Annotated in this window: 16 protein-coding genes; 10 read left to right on the forward strand and 6 right to left on the reverse strand. The window is 43.7% G+C overall.

Annotation, left to right across the window (positions count from 1 at the left end; translation table 11 throughout):
• A partial coding sequence (locus WAK81_RS02640; RefSeq protein WP_422195568.1) for a DNA translocase FtsK occupies positions 1–1172 on the forward strand: 1172 nt, incomplete at its 5' end.
• A 63-nt stretch (positions 1173–1235) separates the two neighbouring features.
• On the opposite strand, the gene WAK81_RS02645 is transcribed toward WAK81_RS02640, so the two are convergent.
• The 6 genes from WAK81_RS02645 to WAK81_RS02670 all read right to left on the reverse strand — a co-directional run bounded on the left by WAK81_RS02645 (position 1236) and on the right by WAK81_RS02670 (position 5812).
• Positions 1236–1523 (reverse strand): PA4642 family protein, encoded by a 288-nt coding sequence (locus WAK81_RS02645; protein ID WP_422195569.1) that lies wholly within the window; start codon positions 1521–1523, stop codon positions 1236–1238.
• Between the two features lie 253 nt (positions 1524–1776).
• Positions 1777–2049 carry a cell division topological specificity factor MinE gene (gene minE, locus WAK81_RS02650; protein WP_004279256.1) on the reverse strand — a complete coding sequence of 91 codons (273 nt, stop codon included), beginning with the start codon at positions 2047–2049 and terminating at the stop codon, positions 1777–1779.
• A 2-nt stretch (positions 2050–2051) separates the two neighbouring features.
• Positions 2052–2864, reverse strand: a complete 813-nt coding sequence (minD, locus tag WAK81_RS02655; protein ID WP_064095797.1) for a septum site-determining protein MinD — start codon at positions 2862–2864, stop codon at positions 2052–2054.
• A gap of 66 nt (positions 2865–2930) precedes the next feature.
• The gene (gene minC / locus WAK81_RS02660; protein WP_422195570.1) at positions 2931–3644 is read right to left on the reverse strand and encodes a septum site-determining protein MinC; all 714 of its coding nucleotides are present in this window, start codon (positions 3642–3644) and stop codon (positions 2931–2933) included.
• A 159-nt stretch (positions 3645–3803) separates the two neighbouring features.
• Positions 3804–4868 (reverse strand): preprotein translocase subunit SecA, encoded by a 1065-nt coding sequence (locus WAK81_RS02665; protein ID WP_422195571.1) that lies wholly within the window; start codon positions 4866–4868, stop codon positions 3804–3806.
• A 2-nt stretch (positions 4869–4870) separates the two neighbouring features.
• Positions 4871–5812, reverse strand: a complete 942-nt coding sequence (locus tag WAK81_RS02670) for an acyltransferase (RefSeq protein WP_422195572.1) — start codon at positions 5810–5812, stop codon at positions 4871–4873.
• A 253-nt stretch (positions 5813–6065) separates the two neighbouring features.
• Here WAK81_RS02670 and WAK81_RS02675 point away from each other — a divergent pair, with 253 nt between their 5' ends.
• The 9 genes from WAK81_RS02675 (at position 6066) to WAK81_RS02715 (ending at position 15382) form a co-directional block, all read left to right on the forward strand.
• Positions 6066–6719 (forward strand): OmpA family protein, encoded by a 654-nt coding sequence (locus WAK81_RS02675; RefSeq protein ID WP_422195573.1) that lies wholly within the window; start codon positions 6066–6068, stop codon positions 6717–6719.
• A 137-nt stretch (positions 6720–6856) separates the two neighbouring features.
• Positions 6857–8896, forward strand: a complete 2040-nt coding sequence (locus WAK81_RS02680; RefSeq protein ID WP_422195574.1) for a UvrD-helicase domain-containing protein — start codon at positions 6857–6859, stop codon at positions 8894–8896.
• Positions 8897–8943: 47 nt separating this feature from the next.
• Positions 8944–9396 (forward strand): dUTP diphosphatase, encoded by a 453-nt coding sequence (gene dut, locus WAK81_RS02685; RefSeq protein ID WP_422195575.1) that lies wholly within the window; start codon positions 8944–8946, stop codon positions 9394–9396.
• A gap of 384 nt (positions 9397–9780) precedes the next feature.
• Complete coding sequence (locus WAK81_RS02690; RefSeq protein ID WP_422195576.1) at positions 9781–11199, forward strand: phosphomannomutase/phosphoglucomutase; 1419 nt, start codon at positions 9781–9783, stop codon at positions 11197–11199.
• Between the two features lie 10 nt (positions 11200–11209).
• Positions 11210–12118 carry an acetylglutamate kinase gene (gene argB, locus WAK81_RS02695; RefSeq protein WP_422195577.1) on the forward strand — a complete coding sequence of 303 codons (909 nt, stop codon included), beginning with the start codon at positions 11210–11212 and terminating at the stop codon, positions 12116–12118.
• 131 nt (positions 12119–12249) lie between these two features.
• A complete protein-coding gene (locus WAK81_RS02700) occupies positions 12250–13098 on the forward strand; it encodes a class II glutamine amidotransferase (protein ID WP_422195578.1) in 849 nt (282 codons plus the stop codon).
• 273 nt (positions 13099–13371) lie between these two features.
• Positions 13372–13827: a bacteriohemerythrin gene (locus tag WAK81_RS02705; protein ID WP_422195579.1), complete on the forward strand. Its 456-nt coding sequence runs from the start codon at positions 13372–13374 to the stop codon at positions 13825–13827.
• A 143-nt stretch (positions 13828–13970) separates the two neighbouring features.
• Complete coding sequence (locus tag WAK81_RS02710; RefSeq protein WP_422195580.1) at positions 13971–15050, forward strand: hypothetical protein; 1080 nt, start codon at positions 13971–13973, stop codon at positions 15048–15050.
• Entirely contained in the window at positions 15050–15382 is a 333-nt protein-coding gene (locus tag WAK81_RS02715) for an RnfH family protein (RefSeq protein WP_422195581.1), read from the forward strand. Before WAK81_RS02710 ends, WAK81_RS02715 begins: the two co-directional genes overlap by 1 nt.

The raw sequence follows: 15382 nt of genomic DNA on the forward strand, positions 1-15382 counted from the left end.
ACAGTACCCGTGAAATGGTCCGTTTGATCGAACTTTTGACCATTCCAGCCTTTACTGATCCGAATAGTATTCTCTCTATGGCAATGGGTAAGGATATTTCCGGTAATCCTGTGATTGCTGATCTGGGGAAAGCGCCGCATATGTTGGTGGCGGGTACCACGGGTTCGGGTAAATCGGTGGCAGTGAACTCGATGATTCTATCGATGTTGCTGAAATATACACCAGATGAATTGCGTCTCATTCTGATCGATCCGAAGCAGCTGGAACTGGCGAACTATAACGATATTCCACATTTATTGACGCCTGTAGTCACCGATATGAAAGATGCGGTCAGCGCATTGAATTGGTGTGTCAATGAAATGGAACGTCGTTATAAACTGATGTCTTTCCTGAAAATCCGTAAATTGAGCGACTATAATCGCAAGGTCGAAGAAGCGATTGCCAATGGTGAAGACCTGATCGATCCAACCTGGAAAGCGAGCGATTCTGTTGTGGGTGAACGTGCGCCGCGTTTGACGCCGTTGCCTTCCATTGTGATTGTCGCAGATGAGTTCGCGGACATGATCATGCAGGTCGGTAAGAAAGCCGAAGAAATGATTACCCGTCTGGCACAAAAATCACGTGCGGCCGGTATTCATCTGCTGCTTGCAACCCAGCGTCCATCGGTGGACGTGATCACCGGTTTGATCAAAGCCAATATTCCGACGCGTGTTGCATTGCGGGTGAACTCCAAGATCGATTCGCGTACCATTCTGGATGCAGGTGGTGCAGAAGACTTGCTCGGTCATGGTGACATGCTATTCCTCGGCCCAGGTAAAATTGAACCTGAGCGTGTGCATGGTGCGTTTATTGCCGATGATGAAGTAAACCGAATTTGTGATGCATGGCGTGAACGTGGTTCGCCAAACTATGTGGACGAGATCCTGACGCCATTCGATGAAGAACCATCGAGCCGTGGTTTTGAAGATGGTGGCGACGGTGGATCAGACCGTGATGCGCTGTATGACCAGTGTGTAGCTTTTGTCTTGGAAACCCGTAAGGCTTCCACTTCATCCTTACAACGAAAATTCAGTCTGGGCTATAACCGTGCTGCACGGATCATCGACCAGATGGAAGAAAATGGCATTGTCAGCGGCATGGGGGCCAACGGCAAACGCGAGATTCTGGTTTAGTTTCAGTATATCTTCAATAAAAAAGCCTGCTTTCAAAGCAGGCCTTTTTTATTGATTGTTGACTCAAGCAAATTTTGCTAATACTTCCAGAAACTCGGCACTTTGACGTGGGTAGGTAGCAATCACGTCATGAATCCGTTGTCCTTCCGGATTGGTTGCATTGACATCACGGCCATCAGCGACAAATTTCGTCAACAGGCGTTCATAATCAAATGGACGCATATGCTTGAAAGCATGATAGAGTACGTGAAAATCAGCATTAACGCCTGCAGGAGGAAGCTGATTCAAGTAGGCAAATACACGCTCATCTGACCATTCTTCGTTAAAGGTCGCTGGTTGAGATAATGCCATCGCAATTTCCTTGATCTAATGTAGTTTTTTCGGCATGAAAAAAGGCAAAATATGAGTACGCAAGCGACAAAGTATTTTAATTCTCTCTGTCTACTTAGAAGCTAAACTTCTGATCTAGTGGTTGGGTAAAGTAAACTTTGTAAATCCATTCCACTCGAAGCAAAGCTTCTCGTCTTGCGCCTGAACAAAGCAGTGCTTTGTTCAGGCTCATATTTTGCCTTGAATCAATTTGCTTGACCAATCAAAAATCAGATTATCGTTCTTCAGGTAAATTGATATTCATTTCAAGCATTTCAATATTGGCTTCAGAACGAACCTGCATTTGAATATGCTGTTCATCGACACCGCGGACATAACGATTGACCACTTGCATGATTTCAGTCTTCATCTGGTCAATTTTGTCCTGGCTCAAGCGACGACCCAAGCCTTGTTCGGATGCAACGATCACCTTCAAACGGTCTTTAGCAGTCCGTGCGCTTGATGGTTTATCCTCGCCACTAAAAAGTTTACTCCAGAATCCTGCCATGTCTACGCTCCAAATAGTCGTGCTAACCAGCCCTTAGGTTTTACCTCGATATGACGGTAAGGACGCTCTTCGCCAAGGAAACGCGCAACTAGATCATCATAGGCCTGACCTGCTGCAGCTTCAGTGAAATTAATCACCGGCTTACCTTCATTCGATGCCTGTAGAACGCTCGGACACTCAGGAATAACGCCTAAGGTCGGTACACGTAAAATATCTTTAGAAATATCATCAATCGTCAGCATTTCCTGTTTATCGGCACGTTCCGGATTGAAACGGGTAATACACAGATGCTTACGAATGCGGCCTTCGTTTTGTTCTACTTTTTTAGTTTTACTGTCGAGCATACCAATGATACGGTCAGAGTCACGTACTGAAGAAATCTCAGGGTTAGTCACAATGATGGCTTCATCCGCATGATACATGGCCAAAATAGCACCACGTTCAATACCGGCAGGTGAATCACAGATAATATAATCAAATTCCTGCGAAAGCTCATCCATTACACGAGCAACACCTTCATCGGTTAAGGCATCTTTATCACGTGTTTGTGATGCAGGTAAAATATATAAGTTTTCAATATCTTTATCGCGAATCAGTGCTTGTTGTAATCGTGCTTCGTTATTTAAAACATTCACAAAATCATAAACTACACGGCGTTCACAGCCCATAATCAAATCAAGGTTACGTAAACCTACATCAAAATCAATAACAACAGTTTTGTGACCGCGTAGGGCTAAACCTGTTGCAAAAGATGCACTCGTTGTAGTTTTACCTACACCACCTTTGCCTGACGTTACGACAACAATTTTCGCCACCGAATCCACTCCTGTTATGGTTCAAATCCCCTGTTTAAAATGGGGTTTTTGGTGTTTATTTATACATTAAAATTGTAGAGCTTCAAATACAAGCTCTAGTTGATCATTCAAGTAAATATGCACGGATTTTTTAACTACATGCGGTGGAATGTCATCCGCCACACAATAGGTTCCTGCAATTGAAATCAGTTCAGCTTCGAGGCTATGACAGAAAATGCGTGCTGCAGTATTGCCACCCGCACCCGCAATCACACGGCCACGTGCGCTGCCATAGACATGAATATTGCCTGAAGCAATCACTTCTGAACCACTGTTGATGCCGGCATTAATAATAATGTCGCCATTATGCTGCACGATACATTGGCCGGTACGCAGGATTTCATCATGATATGAGGTGATATGCGCGACGATCGGGGCAGCAGGCGCCTGATCATCATTCACCGCTGTAGGTTCTGGTTTAACTTCCACGACCTGTTCTTTGGTGGCTTTAATTTCTTCTAACTGGCGATCAGGTGGCAGTACCGGGAACTGAATGGCACGTGCCTGATCTCCAAGTAAGCCTTCAGTAACAGCCATAGGCTGTATATCCAGACTGATTAATAGTTGAATCAGCGCAATGAGTTCCTGTTCAACTGAACTTTCAATGACTGCCAAAGTGCCGGGTGGAAATGCTGCTTGTAATTTTGGGCTAAGTTGCTGGCGGATTGCATCATGATCATTGGTATCTAGACTAATGCGTATCGCATTGACCATTCTGCCTTTTATCCGTATATCAGCCATAATTCTTCCTTAAATACTTCTGACGTGCTGGTTTTGTGTCGAAGCAATGTTGTAAATAGTGCAAATCCTAGAACAAATTGCAGTAATTCTCTAGCGATCTCAGTTATTTTTTTATGCGAACAGAACCGGACGGATTGATCTGATTCTGTACTTTAAACTTTACTTATCTATTGAGCTCTGATTTTGCTCATGTTCTTCTAAAATCTGTTGCCACTGTTTGACTTTTACCTGTTTTCGGATTGCTTCAAGTGTTTCAAAAACAGCCGATTCGACCAATTTATCAATATGTGGATTATGTTCAATCTGAATCTGGCTGATTTTATCTGAAATTAGGGTAAAAGTCGGATTTTCTTTTTGACCTGTGTGGGTAAATGGTTCAATCAGTCCTTGCGTGATATTCTCGCCCAAACGTTGACCAATACTTTGAATTTGCTGTTCAATTCGGCTACCTACAATTGGAATCAAACGTAATAATTGGGTCAATTCAGGAGTATCTTCAATCGCCTGATTCACTACTTGCCCTACATTTTTAGCGATCATGGAACGTTGTGACTGTAATTCCTTGCCTAAAGATTCCTGCAAGATATCTGCCAAAGCAATGGCCAGTAATTTACGATGATGTTCCACTAAATCATCAATTAACTGTTTATGTGATGTGCTCGTGGTCAGTTCACGCTTAATACCGTCCAGTACGGTCAGTACCACTCGGCTGGAAAGCTCTTCCATCAGCATGTTGTAATAAAAGTTGCCTTGGCGATACCAGCGATTGGGGATTACTTTATAACCATGGGTATGCAGATTGTAGCCAATCGCGACCGCACGCAGCAGGCGCAGGAAACGTAGCTGAGGGATAATGGATAAAATTTCATACCAGTGTACAAAAGGGAAGAACCACCAGCGTCGATGATGACGCAGAACAATCGCGATGACCCAGCGTGCCAGTAATTCACAGACCAAGAAGGTGGTAAACCAGCCCTCAGTAATGATGACCCAAGAGCGTAAATCACTTTTATAAAACTGCAACACTTCGGGTAAACGAATGAAGTCAAACAACCACTGACCAAAATCGCTCATTAAAATGGCGTTGGCACTGAGACAGAACAGATTGATGATGATTAAAACCATCATGAAAATGTCGTAAATCAGTGCAATTTTCCAGCCCCAGGTTCCTTTACGAACAAATTTAAAGGAGCTGGACGTAATGTCCGGGTTGTCGTTCTTCATAATTACTCGGTTACAGATCCGACCGGGGCTTGGGCGAAATTCTGCTGCATTTGTGCGATGAGCTGATCTTTTTCAGTCCAGATTTGATCAATCCATTTTTGAAAACGTGCACGATATTCAGCATCATCTTCGTAATTGCCGCCCAGTACCCAGTCAGGAATATCAATTTTTCTTAAATTTACCGCAATACGTGGTACTTCACCTAACCAAAATTCACCATATCCTGGAATACCATCAGGATAAACAATGGTCATGTCGACCAGCGCATCAATTTTATCGCCGAGAATACTGAGCGCTAATGCCAGACCACCGGCTTTAGGTTTCAGTAAATGTGTATAAGGAGACTGCTGCTGATCATGCTTTTCCTGGGTAAAGCGGGTGCCTTCCAGATAATTTAACAGGGTAAAAGGCTGACTGATCAGCTGTTCACAGGATTTACGTGCTTCTTCCATATCCCGATATTTCAGCGCAGGATTTTTAGCAATCTGTTCCTTACTATGCCGTTTCATCATCGGGAAACCCAAAATTTTAAACGCCTGACCAACAAAAGGAATAAAAATAAGTTCCCATTTGGTAAAGAAACGCGTCAGGGGCATACGGGTTAAACCGAAGTACTGGTTGACGGTGGTATCGACCCAGCTTTGATGATTACAGGTCATCAAATAACGGCCCTGCATATTCAAATCCAGTGATTCATCTACGGTAATTTGCCATTGCGTGTTTTTCAGCACATGCTCAATCAGCCAGTTGTTGACCCCTAACCAGCTGTTGGTAATCTTGATATTGGTTTCATCCACTTTTGCGGATTTTTTAAAAAGTTTGGTTAAACCCAAGGCCAGCACCGGGGGGCCATGAAAAAAAGTACTGCCAGTCATGACTGAAGTGACCGTCAGGCCACGTGCCAGTTTTTTTAAAGTCGGTTGCTTGTTGCTATTCGATGACATATCCAAACAGTCCCCAGAGATTAATCGCTTAAATTTTTTCATATTTTGAGTAATATAGAGACAGTTAGGCAAATAAAAAAGCCTGAATAGGAAACTATGAAGATATTGTGATGAACTACTTTGATTTAGTTACATATAAACATTACAAAATATTACTAAACGATTTATTATTAACAAAAATTCAATGGTTACACCATTCAATTTAAATCATTATCTCGCTTATACAACAAAGCATACAACAAGGAGTCATGCGATGCGTGCACTAGTAATTTCAGCAGCTGTAGCAGGGGCCGTAGCACTTACAGGTTGTCAATCAACTGGCAGTAACATCGGTGGTGTGGAATATGATAAAGCGGCTCTAGGTACTTTAATTGGTGCTGCAGCTGGCTACGGCGTTTCTAAAAGTAATGCAAATACTAGCCGTCAAAACAACCGTGCAGCAGCAATTGGTGCTGTTGTAGGTGGTGCAGCAGGTATTTATCTTGACAATAAAGAGAAAAAATTACGTCAGGCAACAGCGGGTACGGGTGTAGACGTTAACCGTAATCCAGATGGTTCGATTAACCTTGTGATGCCAGGCAGCATTACATTTGATACGAACAAATCAAATATCAAACCAAACTTCTATGGCACTTTGAACAAAGTGGCGCAAGTACTAACTGAAGATAACAAGAGCGGTATTCTTGTAACTGGTTATACAGACAGCACGGGTAATGACTCAATTAACTTGCCATTGTCTCAAGCACGCGCAAACTCTGTAGCGACTTACTTGGCAGGCCAAGGTGTTTCACGTACACGTATTAATGCTCAAGGTTTAGGTTCAGCAAACCCAATCGCAGACAACACAACTGCTGCGGGTAAAGAACAAAACCGTCGTGTAGAAATCGCGGTATATGCAGTTCAATAATTCTTGAACGCTTAAGAAAAAACCACCTTCGGGTGGTTTTTTTATATCTGAACATTGACCTGATTAATCGTATTTTAAATTAGGCAACTGACGCAGAGATGACTATAATCGGACCCGAATCTAGAAGAGGAAGCCATATGTCACTCGCCAGTCAGTTAAATGACAAGCAACTTGAAGCCATGAAATACACTCAAGGACCCTTGTTAGTACTTGCAGGAGCGGGTTCAGGCAAGACTTCAGTGATCACGCGAAAAATCGCGTATTTAGTCAAGCATTGCGGGATTCCTGCACATCGTATAACTGCGATGACCTTTACCAACAAAGCGGCACGTGAGATGAAAGAGCGTGTCAGCAAATTGTTGACGCGTGAAGAAAGTAAAGGTGTTTCAGTGTCGACCTTCCATACTTTTGGTCTGAATATGCTGCGTCTGGAGTTGAAACATACACCACTGAAAAATAATTTCTCGATTCTGGATGCTGACGACTGTAAGCGCATTCTGATGGATCTGATGCAGCGTGACAATTTATCCGGTGCGGAAAGCAAAGAACTGATCGCCAAAGCCATGAAAATGATCTCGGACTGGAAAAATGATCTGATTCCCCCCGAGCAAGCCCATACCACCTGTGAAACTGCCGAAGATGTGCAGTTTGCCCATTTATATCAGCTTTATGAACGTAATTTGCGCGCTTATAACGCCGTGGATTTTGATGATCTGATTGTAATGCCGACGCGCTTGCTGCAGGAAAATGCAGAAGTCCGTGACAAATGGCAAAATCGCGTGCGTTATCTGCTGGTCGATGAATATCAGGATACCAATACGGCGCAGTATATTTTGGTGAAATTACTGGTCGGTGTCATGGGTCAGTTTACCGCTGTAGGCGATGATGACCAGTCAATCTATGCCTGGCGTGGGGCTAAACCGGAAAATATGGCCTTGCTGCAACAGGATTTTCCGAATTTAAAAGTGATTAAACTGGAACAGAACTATCGTTCGACCAGTCGTATTCTCAAAGCAGCCAACACCGTAATTGGCAATAATCCACATATTTTTGATAAAAAACTCTGGTCAGACAAAGGTCACGGTGAAGTGATCCGCGTGATTACCTGCCGCAATGATGATGATGAAGCAGAGCGCGTCGTTAAAGACCTGATCACGCATAAATTGATGAATGGTAAAAGCTGGAAAGATTATGCGGTGTTGTATCGCGGCAATTTTCAGGCGCGTATTTTAGAAACCCATCTACGTCAGATGCAGATTCCTTATAAATTGTCTGGTGGACAGTCCTTCTTCGCACGTGCCGAAATCAAGGACATGATGAGCTATTTACGCCTGATCATTAACCCTGAAGATGACAGCGCATTCCTGCGAATCATCAATACGCCAAAACGGGCGATTGGTCCGGTAACGCTGGAAAAGCTCGGTTTATTTGCTCAGGAAAATAATCTGTCACTTCTGGCTGCGGCAGCGGATCAGCGCCTGACTATGGCGATTCCGAAAAAGGCCACCACCCAATTGGCTGAATTTGCCGATTTTATAAATAACTTCACTCGTGATCTGTTGGAAGATGATGAGCCTGTACCGATCATCCGCCAGATGATGATTGAAGCTGGTTATATCGATTACATCAAGGAAACTGCAGCCACGCCAGCGCAGGAAAAAACCAAGCTCGACAATATCGAAGTGCTCTACAGCAGCATTCAAAGCTTGATTAACCGCGCTGAGGATGTCGACGAAAAAAATATTGAAAGCGTGATTCGTAAAATGGTGCTGCTGGACATGCTCGAGCAACAACAGGAAGAAGAAGACACCGATAAAGTCAACTTGCTGACGTTACATGCGTCCAAAGGTCTTGAGTTTCCTTATGTCTATTTAATTGGGCTGGAAGAAGAAATTTTGCCGCATAAAAACTCGATTGCTGCAGAAACCGTCGAAGAGGAACGTCGTCTGATGTATGTGGGTATTACTCGTGCACGTCAGGGCTTGACCATTACTTTGGCAGAACAGCGCAAGGCGGGCGGGCAGATGAAGCAGATGACCCCAAGCCGTTTCCTGGATGAATTACCAGAAGATGAACTGGAATGGTTAGGCCGCAAGAAAAAGCTGGCAGGCAACATCGATCCGAAATTACAAGCCCAACATTATCTTGATAATTTGCGTAACCTCATCAAACGATAAGGCGCAAGACTTGCTCTTATTTTAAATGAAACAACAGGAATGAATACATGAAAGTTCAGGTGAAAGTCCTTGACTCGCGTCTCGGTCAGGAATGGCCATTACCGACTTATGCTACGACAGGTTCAGCTGGGCTGGATTTGCGTGCGTGTGTTACAGAAACCACAATCATTGAACCAGGCCAAACTGTTTTGGTAAAAACTGGTTTAGCAATCTATATTGAAGATCCTGCATTTGCTGGTCTGATCTTGCCACGTTCGGGTTTAGGCCATAAACACGGGATCGTGTTGGGTAACTTGGTAGGTTTAATCGATTCTGATTATCAAGGTGAATTGATGGTATCCGTTTGGAACCGTAGCCAGGCGGCATTCAGCTTAGAGCCAGGTGAACGTTTAGCACAGTATGTCTTGGTTCCTGTGGTGCAGGCTGAATTTGATCTGGTGAATGAATTCGAAGCGACTGAACGCGGTGCTGGCGGTTTTGGTCATACGGGTAAAAACTAAGTTTTAATCGTGGCTTACATTCATTAACTGGATGTAAGTCATCTTTAGTTGATTAGATTCAAGATTAAAAGAATGAGCGGGTTGAAATATATTTAAAAATAAAACCTTATTTTCTGGCCAAGTAGAATTATTTAAATCTAAAATTTATGTAGTTATCAAATATCTAATTAGATGAAACTCAAAATAAATATAACCAAGTACCTAATTTTTAATTACAAGAACTCTATAATTCTGAAGTTGTAGATTATATTTTTATAATTGATTGTTACATTGAAATCGTTTAAAAATAGCGGGTCTTAAAACAAAAACAAATGTTTAAAGTCATTATGATGAAATCATCATTTTAAATCTCCTTATTTTAACGAATAGTGAAAAGACAGTTTTATGGGATCTATGAATCATCCATTCCCCATGCATATCTTTCGTGCCTATGACATACGCGGTAAAGTCAGTCTATTAGGTGCCGGGATCATTGATGCAATCGCCCACGGTTTAGCCCAGCAGTATCAGGCTGCGGGACAGACACGTGTCGCCATTGGTTATGATGCACGCATCAGTAGCCCGGCTTTTGCCGACACCATTGCCCGTATTTTTAAAGACTATTCGCTGGAAGCCACTATTTTAGGCTGCTGTTCCAGCCCGATGCTATATTTCACCTCACGTCAGTTTGATGGCAATGGCATTATGGTCACGGCCAGTCATAATCCCAAAGAAGATAATGGCATCAAATGGATTATTGATGGTGAACCACCTTGTCCTGAGATGATTCAACAGGTGGCCCAACTGGCAAAGTCGCATTGCGATAGCCAGCTACTTGGTTTAGCTGAACTGCCACATCAGATTATTCCAGAGTTTTGCCTACAGTATCAGCAAGGGATATTAGAAGATATTCAATTAAAGCGCCCGTTTAAAGTGATTCTGGATGGTCTGCATGGCTCAGCCGGACGTTGTGCCAACCTGGTACTCAGAAAAATGGGCTGTGAAGTGACTGCTTTACGTTGCGAGGCCAATGGACATTTTCCGGATCATGCGCCGGATCCTTCGCAAGACAAACATCTTGAGACTTTACGTCAAACCGTCATGCAACAGCAGGCTGATCTTGGTATTGCCTTGGATGGTGATGGCGATCGCCTGGTTCTGATTGATGAGCAGGGTCAGATTATTACAGCTGATCAGTTGTTATGCCTGTTTGCCGAAATCTGCCTGAACGATTCGGTACCACGCCAATTTGTTTATGATGTGAAATGTTCGACTCTGGTTCGCGATACGGTACAACGTCTGGGTGGAGAGCCGGTGATGATTCGTACCGGCAGTTCATTTCTGAGAACTTATCTGAACCAGTCTCAGCATCAGGCGATTTTTGGTGGCGAATATGCCGGACATTATGTCTTTAATGATGGCCGCGGCTGGGGCTATGATGATGGCCTGTATGCAGCGCTGCGAGTCATGGAATATCTGGATCAAACTGGTTTAAGTTTAGCACAGGCCTTGGCGGCTTATCCAAAACGGCATGGTACCGAAGATCTTTATATTTCAACGCGTCAAGTGCGTCCTGTTGAGCTTTTAAACTTCGTTGAGCAGCAATCCGAAAGAATTAATGCGCAAATCAGTAAAATTGATGGGATACGTCTTGATTTTGAGGATGGTTTTGGCATCATTCGAGCATCCAATACAGGTGAGTATTTCACGGTGCGCTTTGATGCCAATAATGCCCAGAGTCTGAATGAAATTCGTCATCTGTTTGTAGCCATGTTGCGTGACCGTTATCCAGAGATCGCTCAAGACATTTTAGATGCTCAATAAGGAGAGGCGAATGCCAAATCAACAAACAGGCATCGACAAAGCACAGATTTTGACAGAAGCTTTGCCGTATATTCAACGCTTTGCGGGTAAAACCCTGGTGGTAAAATACGGCGGTAACGCGATGACCGATCCTGAGCTGGAAAGTTCATTTGCACGTGATATCGTATTATTGAAAACAGTCGGCATTAATCCGATCGTGGTGCATGGTGGTGGTCCGCAAGTCGATTCCATGCTGAAACAGCTGGGCCGCGAATCAGACCGTATTGACGGCATGCGCGTAACTGATCCTGCGACCATGGAAGTAGTCGAGATGGTACTTGGCGGTAGCGTTAACAAATCCATCGTGAACCTGATCAACCAGCATGGTGGCCGTGCCATTGGTCTTACCGGTAAAGACGGCAACCTGATTCGTGCGCAAAAACTTTTAATGGAAAAAGTGGCTGAAGATGGTTCGGTTCAGCAAATTGATTTGGGTCTGGTCGGTGAAGTTGTTGGTGTGAAGACCGATGTTCTGGAAATGTTCACCAGTAGTGATTTTATTCCTGTGATTGCACCGCTGGGTGTGGACGAAGCAGGAAATACTTATAACATCAATGCCGATCTGGTCGCCGGTAAAGTCGCTGAAGCCCTAGGTGCAGAAAAACTGATTCTGCTGACCAATATCACCGGTGTCCTGGATGAAAATAAAAATCTGTTGACTGGTTTGACCACTCAGGAAGTCGATCGTCTGATCGAAACTGGCGTGATCTATGGCGGCATGATTCCGAAAGTGGGTTGTGCTCTGGATGCCGTAAAAGGTGGGGTGGTTAGCGCACATATCGTCGATGGTCGTGTACCACATGCCAGCTTACTGGAAATTTTCACCGATCATGGTGTTGGAACTCTAATTACCAATCGTGCCAATCCGCATCGCTCATAATCCATTTTTTGCCAAAAAGAGTCTCAATAGAGGCTCTTTTTTATTTGGATTTATCAAACCCAGATATTTGAAATGACAGGAACAGTCATGCACAATAAGCTTCTAAGTAAATAGAGAGCTGAAACCAGACCATGTGCCAACTGCTCGGAATGAATTGTGCCACCCCGACGGATATTACTTTTTCCTTCCGCGGATTTTCCCAGCGGGCAGGCATTACCTCTGATCATGCGGATGGTTTCGGGATTGCTTTCTTTGAAGATAAAGCCTGCCGTCTGTTTGTTGATAACCAGTCTGCGGTTGAATCTCCGATTGCTGAACTGGTACGTAATTATCCGATCAAATCCCGCAATGTGATTGCGCATATACGCAAAGCTACCCAAGGCAAAATTAATCTGGAAAATTCCCATCCTTTTAGCCGTGAACTTTGGGGACGGCAGTGGATTTTTGCCCATAATGGTGATTTGCATGATTATTTTCCCGAACTGTCAGGGCGCTTTACTCCAGTAGGGAATACGGATAGCGAGCGGGCTTTTTGCTATCTGCTGGACCAGTTAGTGAAACATTTTGGCTATCATGAACCCAAATTGGATCAGGTTTTTGATCTGCTGGCCGAAATTTCACCTGGAATCGCGGAACATGGTACCTTTAATTTCTGCCTTTCGAATGGTCAGGCGCTGTTTAGCTATGCCATTACCAAACTCCACTGGCTGGTACGTGAATACCCGTTTAGACCGGCGCAGCTCATAGATATTGATGTCGAAGTAGACTTTAGTCAGGTTACGACACCTGAGGATCGTGTGGCAGTCATTACTACTGAACCTTTGACCCAGAATGAAGAATGGACAGCTTTCCAGCCCGGTGAAATGATCCTGTTTCAACATGGGGCGAAAGTGCGTTCTCAAGTGACGCATGTCGAACGTTTGGAACGTGAACGGCTGGATCCTTCCCTAAAACGCATCACGCGCGCTGACCAATATTAAAAATTGCATCAAGACGGAGTTTAAACTCCGTTTTTATATTAAAAAATAGATAAAAATTTAAGAATAAATAATGGTTTAACACTAATTTTTGGTTAATTAATATCTTAGCTTTTTACTCAAGATAAATTATTTTTAATTATATATAACAGAAACTTAAAATGAAAATACCGGCTTTAGGCGGAAAGCCGACTAATTTACTTCATTTTTATTTCAATCAATAGGCTATATGCTCATTTTCACGTTATAAGTCCTTAATATTTATAGGTGGTCGTAATGAAAATGAAATGGGTCCCAGATTATAATACTGGTATCGATGTGATTGACGATCAGCACAAACGAATTCTCGATTATATCAACGAAATTGATGGAATCGATGCAACTACCGAGCGTGCCCGTATTAAACAGATTCTTGATAATATTATTGATTATACCCAGTCACATTTCACCTTTGAGGAATCTCTTCAGGAAGAAGCCGGTTATAAATATCGGGTGCCGCATAAACGTGTGCATGACCTGTTTATTAAGAAAATTGAATCTTATCGTGACCGTTTTGAACTGGGGCAGTCGATTGAACATGAACTGCACGAAGTATTATCGAAATGGCTGATTAACCATATTCAGCATGATGATGCCGATTATGTGGGTGCAGTCAAAGAAAATATGATGGGTATCATTAAAGAAAAAGAACAGAAAAAAGGTAAAAACTGGTTCGCCCGGTTTTTCTCATAATAAAAGATTTCAGCAAATAAAAAGAATTAAAATTTAATTATAAATTTGGCGCAGCAAATCACCGTTAAGGTGGTTTGCTTTTTGTTTTTGATTTTCACCGCTTCACAAGGCAAAATAGCGCTAGATTTTTATAGGAATGCATCATGCAGGACAATGCTATGTCAAAATGGTTATCGCCGCTGATGGCTTTCTGTTTATCGTTTATTATCATCGCGACGCTCGCACCGATAACCGGTATACAGATTGATCGTCAGCTGGATTTCTGGATGCTCTGGTTAGCCACCATGCTGATTCTGGCGCTTCCAGTCTGCTACTTGGAAATTGCTTTGGCCAAGCGCTCTAAAACAACGCCATTACAGGCGCTGTCGACGCTGACCCGTGAAGCTGATGCGTCACAGAAATGGCGTATTGTCGGCTGGTTAAGTGTGATCTTTATTCCGTTTCTGGCAGGTGCCATGCTGAACAATGCCAGCAATGTTCTGGCGGTCGCTGCACTTGATCTTGCACCGAATCTTTTGTTGATCGGATTGGCAATTGCTGCTCTGGCCTTGTCACTGCTGCCGCGTCAAATTTTATTAGCTGTTACAATGATTGGTGTGCTAGCGTCTCTGGTTCTGGCCAATGTGATAGGAACTGCACTACATGCATGGCAAGTCACGCCAGTCGAGTTCTCGGAATGGGGCAATGCCACCGTATTGGCTTTGGTCGCAAGTGGTCTGGGCATGGGCTTGTACTGGCAGTCTAGCCTGAGTACGGTGCAAAAACAGGATGTCGCCAGTAAGACAGTATTGCCGATCTGGATTGCGCAGCTAGTTGCTGTTATTGCATTTGCTTTCTTTGCCGTGCAAGCGCAGATTCCTGCATTTACTCTGGTCACTGCCATAATGGCAGCTGCCGCATTAATGCTGCAAATGGCACGTGAACAGCTACAGCAACGTCAGCTTCATCCTGTAGTGCAATGGGCAATTGTCGCTGTAGTCACACTGATCTGGGCCCTTCCAAATGTGACCCAAGTTTTTAATGTGGTCTTGCTCGTCTGGGGTCTAGTGATTTGTTTGATCTATGCGCTGTTTGCCGGCTGGATCATGAAGATCAGTCATTTGCGTAAATCAATGAATTTCAGCTCTGAAGCATTCTATAACCTTTGGCGTATTGCAGTACGTGTGGTGTTGCCTGTCGGGATTATTCTGGCAATCATTGCTGTCTTAGGACAATTCGTCTAATGAGTGAGGCAATGATCTGGGTGGCGTATGCGACGCCAGAAAAACAATTTCATCTAGCCGTACAATTTCAGCCCGGCATGACAGCATTGGATGCGATTCAGCAAAGTGGAATCCGTGAGCAGGTCGACTTGCCTGAACAGTTATCTTTGGGCATCTTTGGCGTGCGTTTGCAAGATCAGCAGCAGCCACTGGCAGCAGGTGACCGGGTGGAAATTTACCGAGCACTGACTATCAATCCTAAAGACATCCGACGTAAACGCGCCGAGAAAAATCCTGTGGGTCGTTATGCCAGAGGCAATCTTTTAAGAAAGCTGAAACCGTCTTCCGAATAG

Origin of the sequence: Acinetobacter sp., from assembly GCF_049284435.1 — a bacterium.
GTDB lineage: Bacteria > Pseudomonadota > Gammaproteobacteria > Pseudomonadales > Moraxellaceae > Acinetobacter.

Bases quoted from the DNA above. Each gene is read 5' to 3' on its own strand.
- WAK81_RS02705 (WP_422195579.1), top strand. From the start codon at position 13,372: ATGAAAATGAAATGGGTCCCAGATTATAATACTGGTATCGATGTGATT.
- WAK81_RS02700 (WP_422195578.1), top strand. From the start codon at position 12,250: ATGTGCCAACTGCTCGGAATGAATTGTGCCACCCCGACGGATATTACT.
- WAK81_RS02690 (WP_422195576.1), top strand. From the start codon at position 9,781: ATGGGATCTATGAATCATCCATTCCCCATGCATATCTTTCGTGCCTAT.
- WAK81_RS02680 (WP_422195574.1), top strand. From the start codon at position 6,857: ATGTCACTCGCCAGTCAGTTAAATGACAAGCAACTTGAAGCCATGAAA.
- WAK81_RS02715 (WP_422195581.1), top strand. From the start codon at position 15,050: ATGAGTGAGGCAATGATCTGGGTGGCGTATGCGACGCCAGAAAAACAA.
- WAK81_RS02670 (WP_422195572.1), bottom strand. From the start codon at position 5,812: ATGTCATCGAATAGCAACAAGCAACCGACTTTAAAAAAACTGGCACGT.
- WAK81_RS02675 (WP_422195573.1), top strand. From the start codon at position 6,066: ATGCGTGCACTAGTAATTTCAGCAGCTGTAGCAGGGGCCGTAGCACTT.
- WAK81_RS02710 (WP_422195580.1), top strand. From the start codon at position 13,971: ATGCAGGACAATGCTATGTCAAAATGGTTATCGCCGCTGATGGCTTTC.
- minE (WP_004279256.1), bottom strand. From the start codon at position 2,049: ATGGCAGGATTCTGGAGTAAACTTTTTAGTGGCGAGGATAAACCATCA.
- dut (WP_422195575.1), top strand. From the start codon at position 8,944: ATGAAAGTTCAGGTGAAAGTCCTTGACTCGCGTCTCGGTCAGGAATGG.
- WAK81_RS02645 (WP_422195569.1), bottom strand. From the start codon at position 1,523: ATGGCATTATCTCAACCAGCGACCTTTAACGAAGAATGGTCAGATGAG.
- minC (WP_422195570.1), bottom strand. From the start codon at position 3,644: ATGGCTGATATACGGATAAAAGGCAGAATGGTCAATGCGATACGCATT.
- WAK81_RS02665 (WP_422195571.1), bottom strand. From the start codon at position 4,868: ATGAAGAACGACAACCCGGACATTACGTCCAGCTCCTTTAAATTTGTT.
- argB (WP_422195577.1), top strand. From the start codon at position 11,210: ATGCCAAATCAACAAACAGGCATCGACAAAGCACAGATTTTGACAGAA.